The 25440-nt window shown below is 62.9% G+C and carries 24 protein-coding genes; 16 read left to right on the top strand and 8 right to left on the bottom strand.

Going from position 1 to position 25440, the window contains the following annotated elements; genetic code table 11:
- The first annotated feature begins 1 nt into the window (after window position 1).
- The 3 genes from mutT (at window position 2) to IB267_RS26765 (ending at window position 1151) form a co-directional block, all read left to right on the top strand.
- Window positions 2-415 (top strand): 8-oxo-dGTP diphosphatase MutT, encoded by a 414-nt coding sequence (gene mutT / locus IB267_RS26775; RefSeq protein WP_192450574.1) that lies wholly within the window; start codon window positions 2-4, stop codon window positions 413-415.
- Window positions 416-594: 179 nt separating this feature from the next.
- Complete coding sequence (locus tag IB267_RS26770) at window positions 595-915, top strand: hypothetical protein (RefSeq protein ID WP_043622998.1); 321 nt, start codon at window positions 595-597, stop codon at window positions 913-915.
- 68 nt (window positions 916-983) lie between these two features.
- On the top strand, window positions 984-1151 hold the full coding sequence (locus IB267_RS26765) for a Flp family type IVb pilin (RefSeq protein ID WP_082006159.1): 168 nt from the start codon (window positions 984-986) through the stop codon (window positions 1149-1151).
- A gap of 33 nt (window positions 1152-1184) precedes the next feature.
- Here IB267_RS26765 and IB267_RS26760 read toward each other — a convergent pair whose 3' ends face one another.
- Entirely contained in the window at window positions 1185-2063 is an 879-nt protein-coding gene (locus IB267_RS26760) for a methyltransferase domain-containing protein (RefSeq protein WP_043622996.1), read from the bottom strand.
- A gap of 101 nt (window positions 2064-2164) precedes the next feature.
- On the opposite strand from IB267_RS26760, the gene IB267_RS26755 reads away from it, so the two are divergent.
- The 5 genes from IB267_RS26755 to IB267_RS26735 all read left to right on the top strand — a co-directional run bounded on the left by IB267_RS26755 (window position 2165) and on the right by IB267_RS26735 (window position 5225).
- Window positions 2165-2896 carry a ComF family protein gene (locus IB267_RS26755; protein ID WP_246810865.1) on the top strand — a complete coding sequence of 244 codons (732 nt, stop codon included), beginning with the start codon at window positions 2165-2167 and terminating at the stop codon, window positions 2894-2896.
- A 47-nt stretch (window positions 2897-2943) separates the two neighbouring features.
- Window positions 2944-3201: a glutaredoxin 3 gene (gene grxC, locus IB267_RS26750; protein ID WP_043622990.1), complete on the top strand. Its 258-nt coding sequence runs from the start codon at window positions 2944-2946 to the stop codon at window positions 3199-3201.
- A 65-nt stretch (window positions 3202-3266) separates the two neighbouring features.
- A complete protein-coding gene (locus IB267_RS26745; protein WP_192450572.1) occupies window positions 3267-4124 on the top strand; it encodes a carbon-nitrogen hydrolase family protein in 858 nt (285 codons plus the stop codon).
- Window positions 4121-4549: a DUF1178 family protein gene (locus IB267_RS26740; RefSeq protein ID WP_192450571.1), complete on the top strand. Its 429-nt coding sequence runs from the start codon at window positions 4121-4123 to the stop codon at window positions 4547-4549. The genes IB267_RS26745 and IB267_RS26740 overlap by 4 nt, the downstream gene beginning before the upstream one ends.
- Before the next feature lie 109 nt (window positions 4550-4658).
- Complete coding sequence (locus IB267_RS26735) at window positions 4659-5225, top strand: GNAT family N-acetyltransferase (RefSeq protein WP_192450570.1); 567 nt, start codon at window positions 4659-4661, stop codon at window positions 5223-5225.
- Window positions 5226-5241: 16 nt separating this feature from the next.
- Here IB267_RS26735 and ubiG read toward each other — a convergent pair whose 3' ends face one another.
- Entirely contained in the window at window positions 5242-5988 is a 747-nt protein-coding gene (gene ubiG / locus IB267_RS26730) for a bifunctional 2-polyprenyl-6-hydroxyphenol methylase/3-demethylubiquinol 3-O-methyltransferase UbiG (protein WP_192450569.1), read from the bottom strand.
- 210 nt (window positions 5989-6198) lie between these two features.
- Window positions 6199-6747, bottom strand: coding sequence for a dihydrofolate reductase family protein (locus IB267_RS26725; RefSeq protein WP_192450568.1), 549 nt, complete (start codon window positions 6745-6747; stop codon window positions 6199-6201).
- 142 nt (window positions 6748-6889) lie between these two features.
- Between IB267_RS26725 and IB267_RS26720 the strand changes: the two genes are divergently transcribed.
- Window positions 6890-7405: a class I SAM-dependent methyltransferase gene (locus IB267_RS26720; protein ID WP_192450567.1), complete on the top strand. Its 516-nt coding sequence runs from the start codon at window positions 6890-6892 to the stop codon at window positions 7403-7405.
- Between the two features lie 64 nt (window positions 7406-7469).
- On the opposite strand, the gene IB267_RS26715 is transcribed toward IB267_RS26720, so the two are convergent.
- From IB267_RS26715 to IB267_RS26705, 3 genes are all read right to left on the bottom strand, one after another.
- A complete protein-coding gene (locus tag IB267_RS26715) occupies window positions 7470-9002 on the bottom strand; it encodes an ABC-F family ATP-binding cassette domain-containing protein (protein ID WP_192450566.1) in 1533 nt (510 codons plus the stop codon).
- 377 nt (window positions 9003-9379) lie between these two features.
- Complete coding sequence (locus tag IB267_RS26710; RefSeq protein ID WP_371742658.1) at window positions 9380-10426, bottom strand: linear amide C-N hydrolase; 1047 nt, start codon at window positions 10424-10426, stop codon at window positions 9380-9382.
- Window positions 10427-10494: 68 nt separating this feature from the next.
- Window positions 10495-11331, bottom strand: a complete 837-nt coding sequence (locus IB267_RS26705; RefSeq protein ID WP_246810864.1) for a hypothetical protein — start codon at window positions 11329-11331, stop codon at window positions 10495-10497.
- Window positions 11332-11622: 291 nt separating this feature from the next.
- On the opposite strand from IB267_RS26705, the gene IB267_RS26700 reads away from it, so the two are divergent.
- From IB267_RS26700 to IB267_RS26680, 5 genes are all read left to right on the top strand, one after another.
- Window positions 11623-12897, top strand: coding sequence for an aspartate kinase (locus tag IB267_RS26700; protein WP_043622972.1), 1275 nt, complete (start codon window positions 11623-11625; stop codon window positions 12895-12897).
- Window positions 12898-12982: 85 nt separating this feature from the next.
- On the top strand, window positions 12983-15250 hold the full coding sequence (gene ptsP / locus IB267_RS26695) for a phosphoenolpyruvate--protein phosphotransferase (RefSeq protein ID WP_192450564.1): 2268 nt from the start codon (window positions 12983-12985) through the stop codon (window positions 15248-15250).
- Window positions 15251-15319: 69 nt separating this feature from the next.
- The gene (gene prfA / locus IB267_RS26690; protein WP_192450563.1) at window positions 15320-16402 is read left to right on the top strand and encodes a peptide chain release factor 1; all 1083 of its coding nucleotides are present in this window, start codon (window positions 15320-15322) and stop codon (window positions 16400-16402) included.
- A gap of 3 nt (window positions 16403-16405) precedes the next feature.
- Complete coding sequence (prmC, locus tag IB267_RS26685) at window positions 16406-17275, top strand: peptide chain release factor N(5)-glutamine methyltransferase (RefSeq protein WP_192450562.1); 870 nt, start codon at window positions 16406-16408, stop codon at window positions 17273-17275.
- A gap of 332 nt (window positions 17276-17607) precedes the next feature.
- Window positions 17608-18267 carry a DUF4167 domain-containing protein gene (locus IB267_RS26680; protein ID WP_192450561.1) on the top strand — a complete coding sequence of 220 codons (660 nt, stop codon included), beginning with the start codon at window positions 17608-17610 and terminating at the stop codon, window positions 18265-18267.
- A gap of 104 nt (window positions 18268-18371) precedes the next feature.
- On the opposite strand, the gene IB267_RS26675 is transcribed toward IB267_RS26680, so the two are convergent.
- On the bottom strand, window positions 18372-18956 hold the full coding sequence (locus tag IB267_RS26675; protein WP_192450560.1) for a TetR/AcrR family transcriptional regulator: 585 nt from the start codon (window positions 18954-18956) through the stop codon (window positions 18372-18374).
- Between the two features lie 130 nt (window positions 18957-19086).
- Here IB267_RS26675 and IB267_RS26670 point away from each other — a divergent pair, with 130 nt between their 5' ends.
- Together IB267_RS26670 and clpB are read left to right on the top strand one after the other, a co-directional pair.
- Window positions 19087-20106, top strand: coding sequence for an NAD(P)-dependent oxidoreductase (locus tag IB267_RS26670; RefSeq protein ID WP_192450559.1), 1020 nt, complete (start codon window positions 19087-19089; stop codon window positions 20104-20106).
- A 240-nt stretch (window positions 20107-20346) separates the two neighbouring features.
- Window positions 20347-22953, top strand: a complete 2607-nt coding sequence (gene clpB / locus IB267_RS26665) for an ATP-dependent chaperone ClpB (protein ID WP_192450558.1) — start codon at window positions 20347-20349, stop codon at window positions 22951-22953.
- A gap of 86 nt (window positions 22954-23039) precedes the next feature.
- Here the strand turns inward: clpB and IB267_RS26660 are convergent, their stop codons facing one another.
- On the bottom strand, window positions 23040-25007 hold the full coding sequence (locus tag IB267_RS26660) for a M23 family metallopeptidase (protein ID WP_043626166.1): 1968 nt from the start codon (window positions 25005-25007) through the stop codon (window positions 23040-23042).
- Window positions 25008-25440 lie beyond the last annotated feature (433 nt).

The raw sequence follows: 25440 nt of genomic DNA, 5'->3' as shown, positions 1-25440 counted from the left end.
CATGGACGCCAACGGAAAGAAGATCGTGCTTGTCGCGGCCTGCGCGCTGGTCGATTCCGATGGCCGCATCCTGCTTGCGCAGCGGCCGGAAGGAAAATCGCTTGCCGGCCTATGGGAGTTTCCGGGCGGCAAGGTTGAGGCCGGCGAGACGCCGGAGGAAACCCTGATCCGCGAGCTCGAGGAAGAGCTCGGCATCCGCACCAAGGTCGCGTGCCTCGCGCCGCTCACCTTCGCCAGCCACACCTATGACGAGTTCCATCTCTTGATGCCGCTCTATGTCTGCCGCCGCTACGAAGGGGTTGCGACCGGGCGGGAAGGCCAGGCGATCAAGTGGGTCCGGCCAAAGGCCCTGCGCGATTATCCGATGCCGCCGGCGGACGAACCGCTCATCCCGTTTCTCATGGATTTGCTCTGAACCTACCCGAAATCTGATTGATTATTAATCGATCGTTTATCTCCCTGGCGCAAAGATAGCTCCAATTCAGTTTCGGTACGTATCGTTAGCAACGGCGTATCGATTTCAGGCAGTGCGGTAGAACCAAGCTTGGGAAGGGCGCTTGCGTTCGCCGTATTTTGCGCGTTTGTGAGGCTGGGATGGTGGACGACGATTTCTGGAACACGGTTCAGGAAAAGGATCTGATGAACAATCAGTCCCGCCGGACAGGTGTGCTCAATCTGTCGCTGTTGTTCGGAACAGCGGTGATCGCACTGACGCTGATCCTGACGCCCATGCTGTCGTCAAAGACAGACAAGCGCATCATGGCCAATACGCCTGTCGATTACGACAACATTTCCACCGGCTCCATCCCTTCGAACGGGACTACCAAGCGCTACACGGTTCGGCGCAGCGTCCTTCAGGAAATGCCCGGAGCGGTTTGCATTATCGATGCCGACGGCCGCAAGAGCGGCTGCTGAAACGAACGCCATCGGCCCGTTGGTGCTGGCTTGCGTTTCGGATTGAACAGAAATCAGGCTGGGGACGAATGGAAACGCTTAGACGCTTGTTTCGCGGCAAGGATGGCGGCATCGCCATCGAGTATGCGCTGATTGCCGCCCTCGTCTCCCTCAGCCTGATCTTCGGAGCCAACCAGATCGGCAGCGCCCTGACCTACGTCTACGACTCGCTCGCCGCAGCGTTCCCAAGCGCATAAACATTAAAACCGGATATGGGGGTGGATGCCGCCCTAAAGCGGCTGCTCTTTCGTACCGAGAGCGGTTGAAAGCCGCTGTTTTGCCGAACCCGGCTTCAACGGCTTCTGCTGGCTCTCGTGCGGTGCCCAACCGGACAGGTAGATGATCGAGAAGGTTGCGCGAATGCGACCGTCCGGATCGGAGAAGCGCTCCGCATAGATTTCCGCAGCTCTGAGGAAAAAGCGCCTGGAAACGGGCGTGCGGCTGCGCGCCGAAAGCGGGCTGGTCATGCCCATGGCGCGCAGGTCGCGGATCAGCGCAAACAGCGAATCGTAGCGGACCGTGTAGTTTTCCGTGTCGGTTACCGGCAGGGCGAAACCGGCGCGCTGCAGGAGCGCGCCGACGTCACGGACATCGGCGAAGGGAATGACGCGCGGGCTGGCGCCGCCCGTCAGCTCGGCTTCCGCAGCCAGCAGTGCTTCGCGCAGTTCCTGCAACGTGCCGCTGCCGGGGATGGCGGCGAGGAACAGCCCGTCGGGCTTCAGCGCCCGTCGCACCTGGATGAAGGCGCCCGGCGTATCATTGGTCAGATGCAGGGACAGCGGCGAGACGATCAGGTTGACGCTTTCCGGTTCGGCTGGAACTTCTTCGAGCGAAGCGATCGTCACCGGCGCCTCGGTCGAGCCGAAGCGGGCGTCGGTCTCGACGCGCTCGATGGCGTCGATCTTGCCGGTCGCCATCAGTTGGCGGGCCGTTTCACCGGTATAACCGTGCAGTTCGAGTGCGCGGTCGAAGTGGCGCTCGACGACGCCGACACGCTCGGCGAGCTCCTCGGCCACGATGTCGAGAAGGAATCCGGCCTTTGGATCGGCGTTTCTGAGCGCCCTTGCCCGGTGTGCCTCGACGAGGCTCTGGTCAAAGATTTTTTCCACGATAGTCTCTCCGCGATGGGCAGCAAAGAGACCTTCGGAGGCACAAAGTCAACCGCATGGCATGGGAGAGGTTGCGTATTCCGCAGGCGTGGCGCGCGGGCATGCTGAGACGGTTCGGCCTGGGGCTCGTCGATCTCGTTTTTCCGCCGGTCTGTTGCGGCTGCGGCCGGCCGGTCGGCGATCATCGTGCGGTCTGCGCCTCCTGCTGGGCGACGCTGCCGCTGATCGAACGGCCCTATTGCGATATTCTCGGCACCCCGTTTTCGGTCGACCATGGCGCCGGATCGGTGTCACCGGAGGCGATCGCCAACCCGCCTGCCTTCGATCGGCTAAGGTCGGTGGCGATCCATGAAGGCGTCGCCCGCGATCTGGTCCACGGGCTGAAGTATCGCGACCGCACGGATCTCGCGCCGATGATGGCGGCATGGATGATCCGGGCGAGCGACGGTGCCGTCGCTTCCGCCGATGCGATCATTCCCGTGCCGCTGCATGCCTTCCGGCTGTGGAAGCGGCGGTTCAACCAGTCGGCGGAGCTGGCGCGGGCGATTGCGCAGCTCTCCGGTCGTCCCTATCAGCCTGATCTTTTGAAACGCATCCGACGCACGAGCCCGCAGGTTCGCTTGGGACTGCGCGCCCGCGAGGAGAACGTGCGCGGCGCCTTCGCCGTCTCGGAAAGCGGCAAGGCGGGTCTCAGTGGGAAAAGCGTGGTTCTCGTCGACGATGTATATACGACCGGCGCAACCGTTGCCGCAGCGACCCGTGCGCTGAAGCGGGCGGGGGCGGGGTCGGTCACGGTTTTGACCTTTGCAAGAGCCGTATCCGGTCTTATATGACAATCAGATGTCCGGCACGGTCGCCGGCAAAGGAGCGGTTCAGGATCATGGCTTCGGTGGTCATTTATACGCGTCAGTTCTGCGGCTATTGCTCGGCCGCAAAGAAACTCCTGGAAACCAAGGGCGTTTCCTTCCTCGAGCACGATGCCACCTATGATCCGAGTGTTCGGAAGGTGATGATCGACAAGTCGCACGGGGGGACGACGTTCCCGCAGATCTTCATCAACGACATTCATGTCGGTGGATGCGACGACCTGCACGCGCTGGAACGCGCCGGCAAACTCGACGCGATGCTGGCTGCCTGAGGCACCGCACCCCTGCAAGAGGCGACGTCCCGTTTGTCAGCGGTGCGCGCCGGGAGTTGGACGAGATGACTTTCAAGGCTGCAGCCCTTCAGATGTGTTCCGGCGTCGACACCCGCAAGAATGCGGAGACGATGGTGCGGCTTGCGCGCGAGGCGGCAGCCCAGGGCGCGACCTATATCCAGACGCCGGAAATGACCGGGGCGCTCCAGCGCGACCGGGCGGCTTTGCGCGCGATCCTGAAGGACGAGGCCAACGATCTCATTGCCGCGGCGGCAGCTCAGCTTGCCGGCGAACTTGGTGTCTACCTCCATGTCGGCTCGACGCCGATCGCGCTTGCCGACGGCAAGATCGCCAATCGCGGCCTGCTGTTCGGCCCGAGCGGCCAGAAGATCTGCGACTACGACAAGATCCATATGTTCGACGTCGATCTCGACAACGGCGAGAGCTGGCGGGAAAGTGCCGCGTATCAGCCCGGCAGCATAGCGCGCCTGGCCGAACTCGACCTTGGCAAGCTTGGCTTTTCCATCTGCTACGACGTGCGCTTCCCGGAGCTTTTCCGGCAGCAGGCCGTTGCCGGTGCCGAGATCATGTCGGTGCCTGCCGCCTTCACGCGGCAGACCGGTGAGGCGCACTGGGAAATCCTGCTTCGGGCCCGCGCGATCGAGAACGGCCTTTTCGTCATTGCCGCCGCGCAAGGGGGCACGCATGAGGATGGGCGCGAGACCTTCGGCCACTCGATGATCATCGATCCCTGGGGGCGCGTGCTTGCATCGGCTGGGCCGACCGGTGAGGCGATTGTGCTAGCCGACATCGATGTCGCCGCCGTGCACGCGGCGCGCGCAAAGATACCGAACTTGAAGAACGCCCGCAGTTTCGTGCTCGATGAAGTGGCGCCGACCGGGAAGGGAGGCGTTGCCGCTTGATCCGCTACACCCTTTCCTGCGACAACGGCCACGATTTCGAGGGCTGGTTCTCGTCGAGCGACGATTTCGACAGCCAAGTCGAGCGCAAGCTGGTCTCCTGTCCGAGCTGCAATTCAACGTCGGTCGCCAAGCAACTGATGGCGCCTTCGGTCGCGACTGCGCGCAAGAAGGAAGCGACGCGGGCGGTGATCATGGACCAGGCGCAGAAGGAGACGGTCGCCAAGATCCGCGAGCTGGTGAAGTCCGTGCGCGAAAACGCCGAGGATGTCGGCGAGCGCTTTCCGGAAGAGGCCCGCAAGATCCATTACGGCGAAGCGGAAGAACGCGGCCTGATCGGCAAGGCAACCGCGGAAGAGGCCGTGGCGCTGCTCGAAGAGGGCATTGCCGTCGCGCCGCTGCCGATTCTGCCCGACGAAGTCAACTGACGCGCGAGCGGGAAATGCTCACCCCATTTTGCGTAAAAGCCTGGGTGCCTCTTTAAAAACAACGGCTTGCTTCCCATCTGGCGGTTTTGCAGTGGGAGTTTTTCAGCCTATGACGTTGTCCGATATCCGCATTTCCACCGATCGCCTCATCATCAGGGCTTTTGCACCCGATGATTTCGCGAGCTACTTTGCCTATCACCGGCTGCCGGAAGTTTATCGCTATCTCTATCAGGAACCGCTGGACGAAACGGCAGCGCGGACAAAATTCGCCAAGGCTTCGGCGCCAAAGCTTGTGGACGATGGGGATGTCGCCCTGTTCGCCGTCGAGCGTCGCGACGATGGCGCCGTGATCGGAGAGGTACTGCTGAAACTCGCCAGCCGCGCGGCGGAGCAGGCGGAGACCGGCTACATCTTCGATCCCGCCTTTGCCGGCAAGGGCTATGCCACCGAGGCGATGCGGGCCATGCTCGATCTCGGCTTTTCGACGATGAATTTCCACCGGATCTTTGCCCGGCTCGATGCCCTCAACAAGGGATCGGTCGGTGTCGTCGAGCGTCTCGGCATGCGCCGCGAAGCGCATCTGATCGAGAACGACCGGTTCAACGATGTCTGGGGAGACGAATACGTCTATGCGCTCTTGAAGCGCGAATGGCAGGAGCGTCGGCAGGCCGGTTGAGCCCGCCGGCAACTGCTTATAGCGGTCGCTTGGCGACGATCATGTAGTTGACGTCCATATCCTTGGACAGGTTCCACTGGTTGGAAAGCGGATTGAAGAACACGCCGGTCCGCTCGGTCATTTCGAGGCCGTTCGCCACGAGCGGTTTTTCCAGTTCCTCCGGACGCACCAGCTTTTCATACTGGTGCGTGCCGCGCGGCAGCCAGCGCAGCACGTTCTCGGCGGCGAAGATGGCAAGCGCCGCCGCCTTCATCGTGCGGTTGATCGTGGCGACGAACATCAGGCCGCCGGGGCGCACCATATGGGCGCAGGTGGTCATGAAGAAGTCGACATCGGCGACATGCTCGACCACTTCCATGTTGAGCACGATGTCGAAGCTCTCGCCGGCTTCGGCGAGCGCTTCGGCGGTCACCGCGCGATAGTCGACAGTTACCCCGCTTCCGGCCGCATGGGTCTTCGCGATCCCGATGTTCTTTTCGGAGGCGTCGGCGCCGAGCACCTCTGCGCCCATGCGCGCCATCGGCTCCGACAGGAGACCGCCACCGCAGCCGATATCGAGCAGCCGCAGGCCTTTCAGCGGCTGTGGGCTCCTGGGATCACGGCCGAAATGCTCAGCCACCTTGTCGCGGATATAGGCGAGGCGAACGGGATTGAACTTGTGCAGCGGCCGGAACTTGCCGGTCGGATCCCACCACTCCGCGGCCATGGCGGAAAAGCGGTCAACCTCGCTCTGGTCGATCGTCGTGCGTGCGGTCTCGCTCATGTCGCCGTCTCCTTGCATCGTCCCGACAGCGCCGCGCGTCATTTACCACGCGCTACGGACGCCGCAACACTTTAAACTGCTGCATCATCTATCCCTAAACCGATCCCGATTTAGGGAGTTGTGCAGCAGTGAAGTCGGACGATCGGACAAGGAAGTCAAGAGGTGGCGCTGGGCCAGATCGGCGCACGCGCCTGCGTGACACCCGTCCTGCTAAGCGCTCGCGTCCGGCTGGTAGTGCAGGATAACCACACCGGACGTCAGAGGGCGCGCGTGGGTCAGCTTGAGTTTCGTTCGCTTCAGCCCTGGTTTGAAGAGGGGCACACCCTCGCCGAGCAATACCGGATTGATGCCGAGGCGGTATTCGTCGACGAGGCCCTTCTCGACCAGTTCGCTTGCGAAATCGGCGCTGCCAAAGATGAATATCGTGCCGCCTTCGAGCGTCTTCAATCGTTTGACTTCCTCGGCGGCGTTGCCGGTCACGAGCGTCGTCCTTGCCCAATCGGCGGAGGCCAGCGTGCGCGAAAAGACGAATTTCTCGACGCCGTTCATGAAGGTCGCGATGTCACCTTCGGCCGACGGCCAGTAGGCCGCCATCATCTCATAGGTCACGCGGCCGAAAAGCAGGGTGCCCGTTCCGAGTTGTGTTTCGCCGATATAGGCGGCGAGCTCGTCCTCGAAGACGAACCAGCCGATGTCGTGTCCCGGTGCTTCGAAGAAGCCGTCAACGCTAACCATGTCCCACATGATGACCTTGCGCATTTCTCTCTCCCGTTACGGCACGCTCTCTCACGGGAAGAGTGACAAAACTGATATAATTATGCAAGCGGTTTTATATTTGCATCGGATGGACTGGCGCCGGTATGCGTGCTAGTTTCCGAGGCAGGAAAGGGGAGCAATCCAGATGACGCTGAACAGGATCGACTGGGCGGTCGACGTCGTCGCGCCGCAGCCGTCCGATCATCTGCTAGAAGTCGGTTGCGGCCATGGCGTTGCCGTAGCGAGGGTTTGCGAGCGGCTTGTCGATGGAGAGATAGTCGCCATCGACCGCTCGGCTGCGATGATTGCGGCGGCAGCAAGTCGAAATGCCGAATACATCGCCGCCGGGCGGGCTGCCTTGCGGGTTTCGGAGCTGTACTCGATCGATCTCGGTGGTCGCCGCTTCGACAAGGTGTTCGCCATGCGCGTCGGCGTGTTCACGCGGGGCGATCCCGCCCGCGAGTTTGCGGCGCTGGTGCGGGTGTTGAAGCCGGAGGGCCGCCTTTTTCTTTTCCATGACGAGCCGTCCACAGGGGCGGACGACGTTGGCGCGCGACTCGAGGCGGCGGCCCTTCGCCACAGCTGGCAGGTCGAGGCCCGGTTGGGGGAGAGCTTCGACAGCGGCGAGGTCGCCTGCCTGATTGCGCGGCCGCCAGCTTGATGGTGTTGCGACTGATGACGCCCGCTTTTTTGCGGGCGCCACGCTTGCGATGATTGCGGTTATGTCAGCCGACGTCGCCTGCAGCCGCCGAGGCGAAGAAGTCCTCGGGATCCTCGACCTCGACGAGGCGGCGCTTTTCGATCAGCCAGAAACGGTCGCCAACATTGCGCACGAAGCTGCGGTCGTGGGAGACGAGCAGGCAGCTCGTCTCGTTTCTCAACAGCTCCGCTTCGAGCGCTTCCTGGCCCTCGATATCCAGATGGTTGGTCGGTTCGTCGAGCAGGTAGAAATTGGGCTCCTTCAAGCGCAGCACCAGCATGGCAAGACGCGCCTTCTGGCCGCCCGAGAGCCGGCCGGTCGCCTTCTCCTGCATGTCGATGCCGACGCCGACACCGACGAGCAGGCTCCGGGCGCGCTGATCGCCGAGCGAGAAGCGGCGGGAGAGGGCCGCAAGCGGCGTCTCCTCGTCCGACAGGCCGGCAAGTGCCTGGTCGCTGTAGCCGAGCACGAGCGAGGGCGTTGCCTTCAGCGTTTCCGGCGCGCGGGAGGGCTCCTCGATCGCGGTGCGGATCAGGTTGACGAGCCGGGTCTTGCCGGCGCCGTTTTCACCGAGCAGCACGATGCGGTCGCCCTGGCAGATCCAGCGCTTGCCGGTGCGGAAGAGCGGGGTGCCGTCTGGCGTTTCGACCTGGACGTCGTCGAGCGTCACCAGGATCTTGGCGTGGGTGCCTCGGTTGGCGAGTCGGATCGCGCCAGCGGAACGTTCCTGATGCGCAGGCTTTGCCGCATCCTCCAGCCGTTCTGCGCGCTGTCTCAACTGCTTTGTCTTTATCGTGAGCAGGTCGCTACCGGAGTTGATGCCGATGTTGTTCAGCTTGGCGGCCTGGCGACGCAGCTGCTGGGCCACCTTCATGTCGCGCTGGTAACGCCGCTCCTCCGATGCGTCCACCTCGTCGAGAGCGGCGCGCGCCCTTGAATAAGGGAGCGCGAAGACCGGCGATTGCTCCGGCCTCAGGAACAGCGTGCGGTTGGTGGTGGCGTCCAAGAAGGCGCGGTCGTGGCTGGCAACCAGCACCGGCACGTCGCGTGGCAGCGCATTCAGCCACGCCTCCAGCCGGCCGATCTTGGCGAGATCGAGATGGTTGGTCGGCTCGTCCAGAAGCAGGGCGTCCGGCTCGCTGACCCAGACGCGGGCAAGCAGCATCAGCCGCTGCCAGCCGCCGCTCAACTCCGAGACGGCGCGCGCCCGCAGAACCTCCGGCACATCGAGGGAATCGAGCACGATATCGACACGCCAGCTTTCGTTTTCCGCCTGGTCGGCCGGGAGCGCCGAAAGAACGGCGTCGTGGAAGGACAGAGGCAAAAGGGACGCAGGCACGTTCTGCTCGACGTGACCGACCGTCAGGCCGCGCGAGCGGGTGATTTCGCCGGCGGTCGGGTCGAAGGTGCCGGCGACCGATCTTAAAAGCGTGGACTTGCCGCGCCCGTTGGCGGCGACGACGCCAATGCGGTCACCGGCGGCGACGGAGAGGTTGAGGTTGGAGAAAAGCGGCGCGCTCAGGCTGACGCCGAGGTTGCGGATATTGATCAAGGCCATGGTCGTTCTCTGGACTGCGCGAGCGACGATGCGACATCCGGGGCGGCAAGCTCATGCCGTGGTTGGCGGATGATTGCGCCCGCAACAGCAAATCTGCTGTGCTCGGGCCACGTCGGCTCGGTATTGGAAGACGATGCAGGCATATGAACCGGAACGGTTCCGCACTACATCACTCTGGGCAGACCAGGGATAGGGCTCGCAACTGTGCGAAAGGTTTCTGGTCAGCCCTGCAAACGCATCTGCAGGGCTTGGACGGGGCCACGCTGGCGGTGGTGCCGGAAAAATGTCATCACGTGCAGCCCCCCTTCCTCGAATTCAAGTTGCGCGGTGTGAATACCATCGTCGCGTGCAACTTTCAATGCCCCGGCATCGAAGGCTCACATCTGCAGGCCGAGGAACTTGAATGGTTCGGCCGGCTTGAAATCGCCGGTCGCGTCGCCCGAATAGGTGTGATCCTGGTTTTCGCCGAGATCGAGTTTCATAACCTTGCCCGTCTCTTTGGCAAAGTCGATCTTCTTCAGGTCGATCCAGAAGGTGTTTGGTGTCAGCGCGGATTCGAAGAAGTAGAGCTTGCGCTTGTGATCGACGACGGTGCGCCAGCGGGTCGAGGAAATGTTCGGTTCTTCCGGGGTGTTGAGCCCATAGGGGACCGAGACATTGCGAATGACGCTGAAGACGCTCGCCAGCGCCCGGTCGGGGTTCTCGTCCTTCGGGATGGCATTGACGTAGAAGGAGGCGCGGGCGAACCGGTCGGATGCTCGGTTGGTGCCGGGCAGCATCACCGTTCCGCCGATCTGCTTCCAGTAGCTATTCAACGCCAGTTGCTGGTCGAAGACAGGTGAGTTGGTCATGACCTGGTATTTGCGGTCGTGGTGGATCACCTGCTTGCCGCCGATATATTCGACGATGGCGCTATCGCCCGTCTTGTCGGAGATGGAAAGGTGCAGCGTCGTCAGGCGGTTCTCGCCCGGAACATTGTCCGTGACGATGGTGAAGGGCTCTTTCTCGAGCGCTGCCACTGCCTCTTCGACAGTTGCGAAGCTGTCGAGCACATATTGCGCCCAGGCGGCAATCGTCAGGCCGGGCTTCGATTTGTCATCGAACTTTGGGTACTCGGATTCGACCAGCCACAAAAGGTTGGCATTCAGCCCTACCTCGTTGACGCCGTCGGTGGTGGAGACGTCATAGCCGGTGGCAACGACGCTGCCATACTTCGCCGTCCATTTGAACGAATTGGGGCCGGCCTGGCCATCGCGTTCGGTGCCGCGCGGCAGCACCCAGAGATTGGTGGCGACATCGCTCTTCCAGTCCATGGATCGCGCTGTGATGATATTGTCGTCAGGGCCGAGATAGACGAGGCGCGTGCAGGCTTCGGCGCTGGTCTGGGCAAAGACGAGAAGGCTGGCGAGTGCCGCTGAAACAATCGAGCGGGCGGACTTTCCGATAAACGTCACGGCATTCTCCCTTTCGGTCGCGTGCGGATCAAGTCTCTCTAGAACAGCATCGAAAACCCGATGACCGGGCCATGCTGGTTCACATCCCAACGGAACTTGTTGGCTCCGGTGAAATCGTCGCTTTCATAGTCCTGGTAGAGTAGGCGATAGCCGGCGCGCAGGATCGTCGGCTGGCCGAACATTTCGGTGCGATAACCGAGATAGGCCTGGGCGTTGACGCTGAGCTTGGAGCCGACGTCGAAGCCGCCGATGTCGGCCTCGGCCGCGAGATTCCATCGCTCGCTGAGATCCGCCTTCACGCGCACGCCGACGAAGGGGTCGGTCCAGTCGGCGCTCTTCGCCGCGTTGAAGCCAAGCACGGAGACGTCGGCCTCGAGCTTCGTCCAACGCAGACCGACCGTCGGCTCGATCGAGAACGTTCTCGGCTTGCCGAAGGCGGTGTTGCCGCCAAGCTCCTGCTCGTAGATCTGATAGAACGCGCCCGCGGCCAGCGTCGTTATCTTGATATCGAGGCCGATCTCGTGGGATAGCAGCTCTTCATCCTGGCTGGTACGCACATATTGGCCGTCGAAATAGACGCCCCATTGACCGTTGGTCAGCTCAATATTGCCCATCAGCGCAAGATCGAGATGGTCGAGCGTGTCTTTGAACGGCACATCGACATCCGTGTCGAAGCCGGCGAGCGATGCGTCGCCCTTCAGACTGGCGGCCCAGATATAGGGGCTGACGATCACCGTCCAGTCGCTCTCAGGCGCCATACGCTCGGTGTCGAAATCGGCAGCGCGCGCCGGTGCGGAAGCGAGCAGCGCCAGCGCAAATGTGCCGGCAAGGTGGGCTGCGGCGCGCCCGGTTGCGGCTATGCGTCGTGTCTGCATGTCTGCCCCCTTGATCCCTCGCTGGCAGCCTAGCCGCCATGGCTGCAATTGCAAGTGGCGCATTCTTGTCCCGGTACAGGTTTCCGGCCGGGGTTCCCGCGCCTTATTCCTGCCCTCTTGCCATTGCGTGCGGCCCCCCGATCCGCTAAGAGACGCCGCGACTTTCCGCTCCCCGAAGCGGTGACTGCCGATGTCCGAGAAGTCTCCCAAGCTTTTTGATCGTCGGGCGCCGGCGGGGACTTTCCTGTCACGCGCGCCTCACGCGCGCAAATTGGGTACCGGTAGAGGCACATGGCACGCATCGTGATGAAATTCGGCGGAACGTCCGTCGCTGATTTGGACCGCATTCACAATGTTGCCCGCCATGTGAAACGCGAAGTCGATGCCGGCCACGAAGTAGCCGTCGTCGTTTCCGCCATGTCCGGCAAGACCAACGAGCTGGTCGGCTGGGTGCAGAACATGCCGAAGGCAACCGGCGCCAACTCCCCCTTCTATGACGCGCGCGAGTATGACGCGATCGTCGCGTCCGGCGAACAGGTGACCTCCGGCCTGCTGGCGATCGCGCTGCAGTCGATGGGGATCAACGCCCGTTCCTGGCAGGGCTGGCAGATCCCGATCCGCACCGACAATGCCCATGGCGCCGCCCGTATTCTCGATATCGACGGTGCCGAACTCGTCCGCCGCATGGGTGAGGGCCAGGTCGCCGTCATTGCCGGCTTCCAGGGGCTTGGCCCGGACAACCGCGTCGCCACCCTCGGTCGCGGCGGCTCCGACACCTCGGCCGTTGCGATTGCCGCAGGGGTCAAGGCAGACCGTTGCGACATCTACACCGACGTCGATGGCGTCTACACGACCGACCCGCGCATCGAGCCGAAGGCGCGGCGGCTGAAGAAAATCGCGTTCGAGGAAATGCTGGAAATGGCATCGCTCGGCGCCAAGGTGCTGCAGGTGCGCTCGGTCGAGCTCGCCATGGTGCACAAGGTCCGCACCTTCGTGCGTTCGTCTTTCGAAGATCCCGATGCGCCGGGCATGGGTGACCTTCTCAATCCGCCCGGTACGCTGATTTGTGATGAGGATGAGATCGTGGAACAGGAAGTCGTAACCGGCATTGCCTATGCCAAGGATGAAGCCCAGATTTCGCTGCGCCGTCTCGCCGACCGGCCGGGCGTCTCCGCCGCGATCTTCGGCCCGCTGGCTGAAGCCCATATCAACGTTGACATGATCGTCCAGAACATCTCCGAGGACGGCTCTAAGACCGACATGACCTTCACGGTTCCCTCCGGCGACGTCGACAAGGCGCTGAAGGTGCTCGGCGACAACAAGGACAAGATCGGTTACGACGTCGTCCAGTCCGAAGCAGGCCTCGTCAAGGTTTCGGTCATCGGCATCGGTATGCGCAGCCACGCCGGCGTTGCCGCTTCCGCCTTCCGTGCGCTTGCCGACAAGGGCATCAACATCAAGGCGATCACCACCTCCGAAATCAAGATTTCGATCCTGATCGACGGTCCCTACGCCGAATTGGCGGTTCGCACTTTGCATTCCGCTTACGGTCTCGATAAGAGTTAAGCGACAGGCGACTGATTTGGGATTCGCGGCCGTCCGGCCGCGGCTCCTCTTGCCCCGTCTATTCTATATCGGGAGACCCCACGCGATGAGAGACCTTTCCGCAGGTCCGCGCGTTCTCCTCAAGCGGTTGCGCGAGTTGATGGCGGAACCGCTGGAGCCGCAGGAGCGCCTTGACCGTATCGTGCGCCAGATCGCGCAGAACATGGTCGCGGAAGTGTGTTCAGTCTACGTGCTGCGCTCCGACGGCGTTCTCGAGCTCTACGCGACCGAAGGTCTGAACAAGTCGGCCGTTCACCTGGCGCAGTTGAAGATGGGTCAGGGCCTCGTCGGCACCATCGCCGCTTCGGCGCGACCGCTCAATCTTTCCGACGCCCAGTCGCATCCGGCCTTTACCTATCTGCCTGAGACCGGCGAAGAGATCTACCATTCCTTCCTCGGCGTGCCGATCCTGCGCACCGGCCGCGCGCTCGGCGTTCTCGTCGTCCAGAACAAGGCGATGCGCAACTACCGCGAGGACGAGGTCGAGGCGCTTGAGACCACCGCCATGGTGCTCGCCGAGATGGTGGCGACGGGCGAACTGAAGAAGATCACCAAGCCGGGTCTCGAACTCGACCTGTCGCGTCCCGTCTCGATCGACGGCAACAGCTACGGCGAAGGCATCGGCCTTGGCTACGTCGTGCTGCACGAGCCGAGGATCGTCGTCACGAACCTGCTCAACGAGGACACCGACCAGGAGCTGCAGCGGCTTGCCGAGGCGCTCGGATCGTTGCGCATCTCGATCGACGACATGCTGTCGCGCCGCGAGGTGTCGATGGAAGGCGAGCACCGGGCTGTGCTCGAGACCTACCGTATGTTCGCCCATGACCGCGGCTGGGTGCGCAAGCTCGAAGAGGCGATCCGCAACGGCCTGACGGCGGAGGCCGCCGTCGAGCGCGTGCAGAGCGAGACCAAGGCGCGCATGATCCGACTGACGGATCCGTACTTGCGCGAGCGCATGCATGACTTCGACGATCTCGCCAACCGACTTTTGCGTCAGCTTTCGGGCTATGGCGCCAAGCTTTCGGCGAGCGACTTCCCGAACGATGCGGTGATCGTCGCGCGCGCCATGGGTGCTGCCGAATTGCTCGACTACCCGCGCGAAAACGTGCGCGGCCTGGTGCTGGAAGAGGGCGCCGTTACCAGCCATGTCGTCATCGTCGCCCGCGCCATGGGGATCCCTGTGATCGGCCAGGCGACCGGTGCCGTTGCGCTTGCGGAGAACCGCGACGCGATCATCATCGACGGCGATGACGCCAAGGTGCACCTGCGCCCGCTCGCCGACCTGCAGCGCGCCTACGAGGAAAAAGTCCGCTTCCGGGCGCGCCGCCAGGCGCAGTTCCGGGCGCTCAAGGACGTCGAGCCGCTGACCAAGGACGGCAAGCGCATCACCTTGCAGATGAATGCCGGCCTGCTCGTCGACCTGCCGCATCTGAACGAAGCGGGTGCGGAGGGCATCGGCCTCTTCCGCACCGAACTGCAGTTCATGATCGCCTCGACCATGCCGAAGGCAGAGGAGCAGGAAGCCTTCTATCGCAGCGTGCTCAAGCAGACGGGCGGCAAGCCGGTTACGTTCCGCACCCTCGACATCGGCGGCGACAAGGTCGTTCCCTATTTCCGCGCCGCGGAAGAGGAAAACCCGGCGCTCGGCTGGCGGGCCATCCGGCTTTCGCTGGACCGTCCGGGTTTGTTGCGAACCCAGCTTCGCGCGATGTTGCGCGCGTCGGCGGGCGTCGAGCTGAAGTTGATGCTGCCGATGGTCACCGAAGTCTCGGAGCTCAGGATAGCGCGCGACCTTCTGCAGAAGGAGATCGAGCGGCAGTCGAAGCTCGGCGAGCAATTGCCGCGCAAGCTGCAGTTCGGCGCCATGCTCGAAGTGCCGGCGCTCCTGTGGCAGCTCGACGAGCTGATGACGGAGGTGGACTTCGTTTCCGTCGGCTCCAACGATCTCTTCCAGTTCGCGATGGCGGTCGACCGTGGCAATGCCCGTGTCTCCGACCGGTTCGACGTGCTCGGGCGGCCGTTCCTGAGAATCCTGCGCGACATCGTGCGCGCCGGCGACCGGCACGATACGCCGGTGACGCTTTGCGGCGAGATGGCGAGCAAGCCCTTGTCGGCCATGGCGCTGCTCGGGCTTGGCTTCCGTTCGGTGTCGATGTCGCCAACGGCCGTCGGGCCGATCAAGGCGATGCTTCTGGCGCTTGACGCCTCCAAGCTCGGCGCACAGCTCAACGCTGCACTGGACGATACGCGCGATCAGACGCCCGTTCGCCAGATGCTGGTGGATTTCGCCGCGGAAAACGGCATTCCGGTTTAGATCGAAGTGACGCGTCGCAACCCTCGTCCGGAGCTGATCCGGCCGGGGCAAGACGCATTGGAGTGAGACTTGGCAAAGCTTCCCGTTGAAAAGATGCGCGAACTGGAACGGCGGTTCGGCGAAATCGAGGCGCGCATGTCCGCCGGCCCGGCCGCGGACGTCTACGTCAAGCTCGCCTCGGAATATTCCGAACTGCAGCCGGTGGTGACGAAGATCCGCGCCTATGAAAAGGCGACGGCGGAGCTTGCTGACATCACCGCCATGCTCGCCGACAAATCGACCGACCGCGAGATGCGTGATCTCGCCGAAATGGAAAAGCCCGAGGTCCAAGCGGCGATCGAGGGGTTGGAGCAGGAAATCCAGATCCTGCTCCTGCCGAAGGATGCGGCCGACGAAAAGAGCGCGATCCTTGAAATCCGCGCCGGAACCGGTGGTTCCGAGGCGGCGTTGTTTGCCGGCGATCTGTTCCGGATGTACGAGCGTTATGCGGCGGGCAAGGGGTGGAAGGTCGAAGTGCTGTCGTCGAGCGAAGGCGAAGCCGGTGGTTTCAAGGAAATCATCGCTACCGTTTCCGGGCGCGGCGTGTTTGCCCGGCTGAAGTTCGAATCCGGTGTGCACCGCGTACAGCGCGTGCCGGAGACGGAGGCGAGCGGTCGCATTCACACCTCGGCGGCAACCGTCGCAGTGCTGCCCGAGGCCGAAGACATCGACATCGAGATCCGGCCAGAAGATATCCGCATCGACACGATGCGTTCGTCGGGCGCCGGTGGCCAGCACGTTAACACGACGGACTCGGCCGTGCGCATCACTCACCTGCCGACCGGGCTCGTCGTCACCAGCTCGGAGAAGTCGCAGCACCAGAACCGTGCGAAAGCGATGCAGGTCCTGCGCTCGCGCCTCTACGACATGGAGCGCCAGCGCGCCGACAGCGAACGCTCGGCCGACCGCAAGAGTCAGGTGGGCTCCGGCGACCGCTCCGAACGCATCCGTACCTACAATTTCCCGCAGGGACGGCTGACCGACCACCGCATCAACCTGACGCTCTACAAGCTCGATCGGATGATGATGGGCGAAATCGACGAAGTCGTCGATGCGCTGCTTGCCGACTACCAGGCAAGCCAGCTGGCGCAGCTCGGCGAGCAGCGAGGCTGAGCGATGGCCGAGACGCTCGCGAGCCTGGTTGCCGAAAGTCGCGATCGCCTGCAGGCGGGCGGCATCGAACACGCGGCGCTCGACGTCCGGCATCTGATCTCGGGCCTGCTCGACCTGTCGCTGAGCGCGGTCGTGTCGCGGGGCAGGGACCCGGTTTCGGATGAGGATGCCCAGCGGATCCGGGCTGCGGTTACCCGCCGGCTGGCGCGGGAGCCGGTCTATCGCATCCTCGGTGAGCGCGAGTTCTTCGGCCTGCCGCTGAAGCTGTCGAAGGAAACGCTGGAGCCGCGCCCGGACACCGAAACCCTGGTCGATCGCATGATCCCTTATCTGCGCGCGGTGGTCGCGCGAAAGGGAGGGTGCGAGATCATCGATCTCGGCACAGGCACGGGCGCGATTTGTCTCGCGCTTCTGTCTGAGGTTCTTGAAGCCAAGGGCACGGCGACCGATATATCCGGAGACGCGCTGGCAACGGCGACGGCAAATGCCGCCGCTCTCGGACTTGCGGATCGATTTCGGCCCTTGCTTAGCAACTGGTACGAAAAGGTGGATGGTCGCTACGACGTCATCGTCTCAAATCCGCCGTATATCCGGTCCAGTGTAGTAAACGAGCTTGAGCCGGAGGTGAGACTTCACGACCCGGCCGCAGCGCTTGATGGCGGAGAAGATGGGCTAGATGCCTATCGCGCCATCGCTTCTCAAGCTGTTCATCATCTTGAGACAAACGGCGTGATAGGCTTGGAAATCGGTTTCGACCAGAAAGAGGCGGTAACGGCGTTGTTTTACGCCGAAAAATTCCGTCTGCGTGAAGAGGCGAAGGATCTCGGCGGCAATGACCGCGTCCTGATCTTCGAACGCGACACAAACCGTTGAAAAAATGCTGCACTGGCGCATCTTCTTTCTTGCAGAGGCAAAGAAAGGGCTTGGAATCCCAGAGGAAGCGGGCTAGTTTGCCCGCGCACTGGGCAGAAGGTCATGGACCTAAGATTCGTTCCGGTATGACCTGGCCACGGGGATTGCTCTCAAGAAAGAGTTGCTAGGGTTCAACAGTGCCTTGTGCGGGTACCTGTTAATTTGACGTCAGTCGGCGCCGAAGCCGCCATTGTGCGAGCACAACGGCGCGTGTTCTGTCGGGCGTGAACGGATCCGGCCGGAAGACGAAACCACATGATCATCATTATCAAGAGAATTCGGGTGAATGTACTATGAGGCCAGGACAGCAAAACAAGCGCGGCCGCGGGCGGAATAACAACAACAATAACAACAACAATGGTAATAACAACAATCACAACCGCAAGGGCTCGAACCCGCTGACGCGGACCTACGACAGCTCCGGTCCGGATGTGAAGATTCGCGGTACGGCCCAGCACATCGCCGAGAAGTATTCTGCACTTGCGCGCGACGCCCAGAGCTCCGGCGACCGGGTCATGGCGGAAAACTACCTGCAGCACGCCGAGCATTACAACCGCATCATTGCTGCCGCACAGGCGCAGATGCAGGACCGTTTCCAGCGTGACGACCGTCAGGACTTCCGCGGCCACGATGCCGCCGACCAGGACCAGGACGATCTGGATCAGGGCTATGTAGACGACATGCCGGCTCCGGTTGCCGCAGCCGCAGCGCCGGTTTCCGAGCCGCAGCCTGTCATCGACGGTACCGGCCCGCAGCCGGTGATCGAAGGCACGCCGGCCGAAGTCGCGATGGAAGAAGAGGCACCGGCCGCTTCCGGCCGCGCCGCTTCGCGCCGCCGCAACACGCCGCGTCCGCGCCGTCCGCGCCGCAGCGCCGCCGAAGGTGCCGCCGACGAGGCTCAGCCGTCGGGTGATGACGCGCCGGAAGCACCGGCTCTCGCCGCTTCCGAATAAGCGAAGTCGCAATCCTTAGCCTGTCCAGTGCAGGCACCAAAAACCTGGCCCTTAGCGGCCGGGTCTTTCTTTGTCCGGCCACCGCTGATCAGCCTTTGTGTTGGTCAGCTCTTGGCACTGTCGATGATGAGCGCAGCAAGGTTGCTGCTCGCGGCCGTCTCGCTTGTGCGCCCACGGATCAGTTCGCGGCCGATCGCTTCGGCCGCGCCGGCGATACCGGTACAGCGAAGCCTCAGATCGTCTTCAGCGATTTCCGAGAAGGGGGAGAGGGCCGTCTTGATCATGGCGACGTAGTCGTCGACCTGCTGTTGCTGCGTGGCGATCATGTCGGCATTGCCGCGCAGCGCGCCGGAGATCGCCTGCCATTCCTCGCCGCTTTCGACCGCACAGGCGATGTAGACCGAACTGATGATGTCGGCGACCGCATCGAGCCGACTGGCGGCACCATTCAGCGCCACCCTCAGTTTTTCCGTGTGCCGGTCTTCGATTTCCTGGGAGAGGGCGATCAGAAGCCCCTCGCGCGTGCCGAAGTGTTCGTAGGCGATCGGCTTGCTGACGCCGGCGCTTTCGGCGAGATGGCCAAGCGTCAGGGCGTCGGCGCCCCGTTCGCGCAGGATCTCCCTTGCGGTCTCGAGCAACTGGGCGCGTCGCTCCGGCTTGGCAAGCTTTCGGCCCTTCGTCCGGCTCATCGGTCACAATCCTCTTTTCGCGTCGGCTCACGCCTCTTGAAAGTGGCCTTCGGCATCTTACTTACCAATAGTAAGTTACTAATGGTAAGTTTTGTAGGTGCCACTTACCTCTCGTTTAGGAGATAGGAAGATGTCGAGCAAGTTTCTGCCCGTTTTGATCATTGGCGGTTCCGGGGTCGTCGGGTCGCAGGCCGCAAAGATCATTCGTCGTCTGCACCCGGCGCTGCCGATCGCGATCGGTGGTCGCGACCGTGGCAAGGCCGAAGCGGTCGCGCGCGAGGTTGGCGATGCAGTCGGGGTCAGTGTTGACCTCGGGCGACCGGATCTCGGCCTCGGCGCCGAGCGCCGCTTCAGTGCGGTCGTCATCTTCCTGAAAGACGAAAAACTGAGCTCGATGCGCTACGCCCAGCGCCACCGCATCCCCTATATCAGCCTATCGAGCGGGACCTTCGAGGTCGGTCCGGAGATGGCGCAGTATATCCACGCGCCGGACCGCGCGCCGATCCTGCTCGCCAGTCACTGGCTCGCCGGCGCCGCGATCTTCCCCATCCTCGACTTTGCCAAAGCCTATGAGGCGATCGATGCGATCCGCATCGGGGTCCTGCTCGACGAAGAGGACATGGGCGGGCCGGCAGCGCTTGCCGATTACAACCGCATCACCGGTCTCGCGCCCGCGGCTTTGACCGTCACGGATGGCAAGTTCCACTGGGCTGGCGGCGAGGATTCCAAGACGCACTTCAGAAGCGTTGACGGCGTCGAGCTCGAAGCGACCGCCTATTCGCCCTTCGACGTCATGGCGCTTTCGGCCCGCACCAACGCCAGCGATATCCGGCTGGATCTTGCTTATAGCGTCTCCGCGAGCAGACGGCGCGGCGAGCCGTTCTCGACCGAGATCGCCATCGATATCAAGGGCCGCGACAAGCATGGCGAACCGGTCGACCGTCGGTATGAGATCGTGCACCCTCAGGGCCAGGCGCCGTTGACGGCCCTTGGCGTCGCCCTTGCGGTCGAGCGCATGCTCGGCCTTGAGGGCGGGGCAGCCCCGGCGCCGGGGCTCTATCTGCCGGAGGTCCTGATCGACCCGGGCTACTACGTGCGGCGGATGAAGGATTTCGGCGCGACCTTTGCCGAGCGGACGCCCGCGGCATAGGCAATCTGGCGGCCGCGTTGCCCTTTCGGCGCGCGGCCGCCTCGCGGTTGCAGATTTCCATCTCAGGAGCGTCGCGAGGCTCTTTAATTTCCAAAATCGCTGCCCCATATTCACTTCGGACGCGTTGATCCGACGCAAAGCGGGGATCGCGCCACACTGCCAGGCTTGCCGAATGCGGGAGCCTGATCCTGAAACACCGACGGGTGCCATGATGGGCCTGCCGGGATATGGAGGTAGAGTATGAATATCGAAAAATATTCCGAGCGCGTGCGCGGTTTCCTGCAGTCGGCGCAGACCTATGCGCTGGCTCAAGGACACCAGCAATTCACGCCCGAGCATGTGCTGAAGGTACTGCTCGATGACGACCAGGGCATGGCCGCCTCGCTGATCGAGCGGGCCGGTGGTGATGCCCGCGAAGCGCGCGCCGGCAATGACGCAGCGCTGGCAAAGCTCCCCAAGGTTTCCGGCGGCAACGGTTCCGTCTATCTGTCGCAGCCGCTCGCGCGGGTGTTTTCGAGTGCCGAAGACGCAGCCAAGAAGGCCGGCGACAGCTTCGTGACCGTCGAGCGCCTGTTGCTGGCGCTGGCGATCGAAAGCTCGGCTGCCACCGCCGATGTGCTGAAGAAGGCCGGTGTCACGCCGACCAAGCTCAACCAGGTGATCAACGACATCCGCAAGGGCCGCACCGCCGACAGCGCCAATGCCGAGCAGGGTTTCGACAGCCTGAAGAAGTATGCACGCGACCTGACGGCCGATGCGCGTGAGGGCAAGCTCGACCCCGTCATCGGCCGCGACGACGAGATCCGCCGTACCATCCAGGTGCTGTCGCGCCGCACCAAGAACAATCCGGTTCTGATCGGTGAGCCCGGCGTCGGCAAGACCGCGATCGCCGAAGGTTTGGCGCTGCGCATCGTCAATGGCGACGTGCCGGAAAGCCTCAAGGACAAGCGGTTGATGGCGCTCGACCTGGGTGCGCTGATTGCCGGTGCGAAGTTCCGCGGCGAGTTCGAGGAGCGGCTGAAGGCCGTGCTCAACGAGGTGCAGGCCGAAAACGGCGAGATCATCCTGTTCATCGACGAGATGCACACTCTGGTCGGGGCCGGCAAGGCCGATGGCGCCATGGACGCCTCCAACCTTTTGAAGCCGGCGCTGGCGCGCGGTGAGCTGCATTGCGTTGGCGCGACCACGCTCGACGAATACCGCAAGCATGTCGAAAAGGACGCGGCCCTTGCCCGTCGCTTCCAGCCGGTCATGGTCGAGGAGCCGACGGTCGAGGACACGATCTCGATCCTGCGCGGTCTGAAGGAAAAGTACGAGCAGCACCACAAGGTCCGGATCTCGGATTCGGCCCTGGTTGCCGCCGCGACCCTTTCGAACCGCTACATCACCGACCGGTTCCTGCCGGACAAGGCGATCGACCTGATGGACGAAGCCGCCTCGCGGCTGCGCATGCAGGTGGATTCCAAGCCCGAAGAGCTCGACGAGCTCGATCGTCGCATCATCCAGCTGAAGATCGAGCGCGAAGCCCTGAAGAAGGAAACCGACGTCTCGTCGAAGGATCGGCTGGAGAAGCTCGAATTTGATCTGGCTTCCCTGGAAGAGCAGGCATCCGCGCTGACGGCCCGCTGGCAGGCGGAAAAGCAGAAGCTCGGGCGTGCCGCCGATCTCAAGAAGCAGCTCGACGAAGCCCGCAACGAGCTGGCGATCGTCCAGCGCAAGGGCGAGTTCCAGCGTGCCGGCGAACTGACCTACGGTGTCATTCCGAAGCTCGAAAAGGAGCTCTCGGACGCCGAAAGCCAGGAGAACGCCAATGCCAACCCGATGGTGCAGGAGGTTGTGACCCCCGACAACATCGCGCATGTGGTTTCGCGTTGGACCGGCATTCCGGTCGACAAGATGCTGGAAGGTGAGCGCGACAAGCTGCTTCGCATGGAAGACGAACTGGCGAAGTGGGTTGTCGGCCAGGGTGACGCCGTGCAGGCGGTTTCCCGTGCCGTCCGGCGTTCGCGCGCCGGCCTTCAGGATCCGAACCGGCCGATCGGCTCGTTCATCTTCCTGGGCCCGACCGGCGTCGGCAAGACCGAGCTGACCAAGGCGCTTGCCCGGTTCCTCTTTGACGACGAAACCGCGCTGCTGCGGGTCGACATGTCGGAATACATGGAGAAGCACTCCGTCGCTCGACTGATCGGCGCGCCTCCGGGCTATGTCGGTTACGAGGAAGGCGGTGCGCTGACCGAAGCCGTTCGGCGCCGGCCCTATCAGGTCGTGCTGTTCGACGAGATCGAGAAGGCGCATCCGGATGTCTTCAACGTGTTGCTGCAGGTGCTCGACGACGGCCGCCTGACCGATGGTCAGGGTCGCACCGTCGACTTCCGCAACACGATGATCATCATGACCTCGAACCTTGGCGCGGAATATCTGGTCGGGCTTGGCGAAAACGAGGACAGCGATGTGGTTCGCGACCAGGTGATGGAGGTGGTGAAGTCCGCCTTCCGGCCGGAGTTCCTGAACCGCGTGGACGAGATCATCCTGTTCCACCGGCTGCGCCGTTCGGAAATGGGTGCGATCGTCGATATCCAGCTCGAAAGGCTGCGCAAGCTGCTTGCCGAGCGCAAGATCACGCTGGAGCTCGACGACGATGCCCGCGCGTTCCTGGCCGACAAGGGCTACGATCCGGCTTATGGTGCCCGTCCGCTGAAGCGGACGATCCAGAAGTTCGTGCAGGATCCGCTCGCCGAGAAGATCCTGCAAGGCGAGTTCCCTGATGGTTCGACCGTCAAGGTGCTCTCGGGCTCGGATCGCCTCAACTTCAAGCGCGGGGCGGGGCCGGACAAGGAAGCCGCCTAAGTCCAGCAACGCTCAAATCAAGAGGCCGCCCTTCGGGGCGGCCTTTTTGTTTGTGCGGATTTTCGAGAAGGGGAGGGGAGCTGCGGCTAGTTGCTCGCGACCTCTGCGCCCGTGCCGTCCTTGTTCAGCAACTCGTCGATCCGGTCGCGTTCCTTCTCGAACTTCGCCATCGCATCGCCGGAAAGCGACTTGCCGCCGGGCAGGCGGATGCGCAAGGGGTCGACCTTGTTGCCGTTGACGATCAGCTCGTAGTGCAGGTGCGGTCCGGTCGAAAGGCCTGTTGTGCCGACCCAGCCGATCACCTGGCCCTGGACGACCTTGTTGCCCACCTTGACGTTCTTGGCGATCGCGCTCTGGTGGTTGTAGGAGGACACGTAGCCGTTGGCATGGCGGATCAGCGTCTGGTTGCCATAGCCGCCGGAATCCCAGCCGGCCTTTTCGACGACACCGCCGCCGGCGGCGATGATCGGCGTGCCGCGCGGGGCTGCCCAGTCGACGCCGGTGTGCATGCGCGAGAAGCCGAGGATCGGATGGCGGCGCATACCGAAGCCCGAGCGGAAGTGGCCGTTCGGCACGGGGTTGCGCAAGAGGAACTGGCGGATGCTTTTGCCGTCCTGGTCGAAATAGTCGATCGTGTTGTCGCTCGGATCCTGGAACCGGTAGAAGGCGGTAACGGCGTCGCCGAACTTGGCGCGAACATAGAGGAGTTCGGAATCCTCCGTTGCCATGCCGCGTTCGTCGGTCACGGAGAAGAAGGCTTCGAGCGAGTCCGTCGGCTTCAGTTGCGCCTGGAAATCGACATTGCTGGCGAGCAGCTTGACGACGAGGCCGACCATGTCGGCGTTCATGCCGTAGGAAAGTGCCGCCCGGTAGATCCCGTCATAGACCCGCGGCAGATCGTGGCTGCTGGTCATGACCGGCGCGCCGTTGTCGTCGAAGGCGGTGGCGACCGCGTCAAGTCTCGGCGGCTCGGCGCCGGGCACGAAGCGGCCCTTGTCGTCGACCGCCATCGTCAGCACATGCCGGTTGCGCGAATAGATCGTGGCCCGCACGATGCGCGCGTCCTGACCCTTCTGCGTCTCGCCGTTCTGAATGATGCCGATGCGCAGGACATCGCCTTCGGAAAGTTCGCTGGCGCCGAGCGCCTGGCCGAGATAGCCGGCGGCGTCTTCGGCCTGCGCCTTGGTATAGCCGGCACTGCTCATCACGGTCGCGATGTCGGTCTGGCGCCGCACCGGGATGATGTCGTCGGCGTATTCGGTGGTTTCTTCGTCGATCGTCTCGTAGGCGGCGTCGCTCTTGTTCTGCTCGACGATGCGGGCGGTCAGGCCCTGGAGAAGATCGAGCCCGTCATTCTCCGAGGCGAAGCGCTGCGGATCGACATAATAGAGCGAGGCAACCTGGGTGCTGCCTTCGGTCAGGACAGAACCGTTGGTGCGGACATTTTCCTCGACCTCTTCGAGCGACATCGAGCTGTCGAAAGTGGCGCCGCCACGCAGCGGGAAGTCGACGGTTTTCAGCGCCACTTCGGAATCGACATTCGAGCCGTAAAGTGTGCCGGTTCGCGAAACGGGGGACTCTTCGTCCGCCTCTTCCGTCGAGAAGATCGCCAGAGGATCGAAGTCCGGATAGCTTTCCGAGGCCTGATGATTGGCGGCGAGCGCCATCTTGACATGAACGAAGGGCTGCTTGCGCACTACCTCCTTCTCGCCGTCATGGGTCATCGTCGAGACTTCCATGATCGTCTTGTCGGCTGGCTTGGCAACGAGCTTCGGCGACAGGATGCGGCCGCCGCGAACGGCGGTTGCCTGCTCGTCGCCGTTCGAACCGGCATCGAGTGCGGCGTAGGCTTCGGCCGGGATTGCCAGTTGCTGGCGTCCGTCAAGCGCTGCAAAAAGCGCGACACCCATCAGAAGGCTCGAGGTGATCCCCGTCAGGAAGGTACCCGATAGCCAGCGCAGCGAGATCTCGCGCCTGTCGGGCGCGCGCCGGCCATGCGCCAGGATCGGTGGCTGGTCGCCAAGCGACCTGACCATGTTCTTGTCGGTGATCATGCCGAACTGAGGGTCCCCGATTTCTCTAAACCGTATTCTTGCCTGCGATACGTTGCGCGAAGGTGTGCATCTTTCACGCGGCGGAGTCAAATCACGCGCGGAAGCGGCAAGGGCGATATCCTATATATCCCAAGCCTATCCGCGCGCCGGCATCCGCGACGCATCTTCGTCTTCGCTTAGATAGGCGGATTGTGAAAAAGGTAGGGCCAAATTGTGTCTCCACAGGCCCGGGGGAGGGGGCAAAAGTTTTTTGGGGGCGCAAAGCCCTGCGTTTGTGGGCTTTGTCAGAAATCTGTCATTTTTTCCGAAAATCCCTGTTGACGTCTGTGAGGGCGGGGGTCTATAAGCCCGATCACTGACGAGGGCGGCGGCGCTGCTGGCGACGACGACCTTCGCTCTAGAGTTTCCTGGATTGGCTGAGGCTGATTTTGGG

It is taken from the genome of Ensifer sp. ENS09 (assembly GCF_014852425.1).
Taxonomy (GTDB): Bacteria; Pseudomonadota; Alphaproteobacteria; order Rhizobiales; family Rhizobiaceae; genus Ensifer.
The sequence above is the reverse complement of the archived record's forward strand: the minus strand, read 5'-3'. Positions and strand labels throughout refer to the sequence as shown.

What these genes read in the sequence shown, in the direction of transcription:
- ptsP (WP_192450564.1), top strand. Translation starts at nt 12,983, where the DNA reads ATGAGAGACCTTTCCGCAGGTCCGCGCGTTCTCCTCAAGCGGTTGCGC.
- ubiG (WP_192450569.1), bottom strand. Translation starts at nt 5,988, where the DNA reads ATGAGCGAGACCGCACGCACGACGATCGACCAGAGCGAGGTTGACCGC.
- IB267_RS26765 (WP_082006159.1), top strand. Translation starts at nt 984, where the DNA reads ATGGAAACGCTTAGACGCTTGTTTCGCGGCAAGGATGGCGGCATCGCC.
- IB267_RS26715 (WP_192450566.1), bottom strand. Translation starts at nt 9,002, where the DNA reads ATGGCCTTGATCAATATCCGCAACCTCGGCGTCAGCCTGAGCGCGCCG.
- IB267_RS26720 (WP_192450567.1), top strand. Translation starts at nt 6,890, where the DNA reads ATGACGCTGAACAGGATCGACTGGGCGGTCGACGTCGTCGCGCCGCAG.
- IB267_RS26675 (WP_192450560.1), bottom strand. Translation starts at nt 18,956, where the DNA reads ATGAGCCGGACGAAGGGCCGAAAGCTTGCCAAGCCGGAGCGACGCGCC.
- IB267_RS26755 (WP_246810865.1), top strand. Translation starts at nt 2,165, where the DNA reads ATGCTGAGACGGTTCGGCCTGGGGCTCGTCGATCTCGTTTTTCCGCCG.
- IB267_RS26700 (WP_043622972.1), top strand. Translation starts at nt 11,623, where the DNA reads ATGGCACGCATCGTGATGAAATTCGGCGGAACGTCCGTCGCTGATTTG.
- prmC (WP_192450562.1), top strand. Translation starts at nt 16,406, where the DNA reads ATGGCCGAGACGCTCGCGAGCCTGGTTGCCGAAAGTCGCGATCGCCTG.
- mutT (WP_192450574.1), top strand. Translation starts at nt 2, where the DNA reads ATGGACGCCAACGGAAAGAAGATCGTGCTTGTCGCGGCCTGCGCGCTG.
- IB267_RS26680 (WP_192450561.1), top strand. Translation starts at nt 17,608, where the DNA reads ATGAGGCCAGGACAGCAAAACAAGCGCGGCCGCGGGCGGAATAACAAC.
- IB267_RS26660 (WP_043626166.1), bottom strand. Translation starts at nt 25,007, where the DNA reads ATGATCACCGACAAGAACATGGTCAGGTCGCTTGGCGACCAGCCACCG.
- IB267_RS26770 (WP_043622998.1), top strand. Translation starts at nt 595, where the DNA reads ATGGTGGACGACGATTTCTGGAACACGGTTCAGGAAAAGGATCTGATG.
- IB267_RS26705 (WP_246810864.1), bottom strand. Translation starts at nt 11,331, where the DNA reads ATGCAGACACGACGCATAGCCGCAACCGGGCGCGCCGCAGCCCACCTT.
- IB267_RS26745 (WP_192450572.1), top strand. Translation starts at nt 3,267, where the DNA reads ATGACTTTCAAGGCTGCAGCCCTTCAGATGTGTTCCGGCGTCGACACC.
- grxC (WP_043622990.1), top strand. Translation starts at nt 2,944, where the DNA reads ATGGCTTCGGTGGTCATTTATACGCGTCAGTTCTGCGGCTATTGCTCG.
- IB267_RS26670 (WP_192450559.1), top strand. Translation starts at nt 19,087, where the DNA reads ATGTCGAGCAAGTTTCTGCCCGTTTTGATCATTGGCGGTTCCGGGGTC.
- clpB (WP_192450558.1), top strand. Translation starts at nt 20,347, where the DNA reads ATGAATATCGAAAAATATTCCGAGCGCGTGCGCGGTTTCCTGCAGTCG.
- IB267_RS26735 (WP_192450570.1), top strand. Translation starts at nt 4,659, where the DNA reads ATGACGTTGTCCGATATCCGCATTTCCACCGATCGCCTCATCATCAGG.
- IB267_RS26725 (WP_192450568.1), bottom strand. Translation starts at nt 6,747, where the DNA reads ATGCGCAAGGTCATCATGTGGGACATGGTTAGCGTTGACGGCTTCTTC.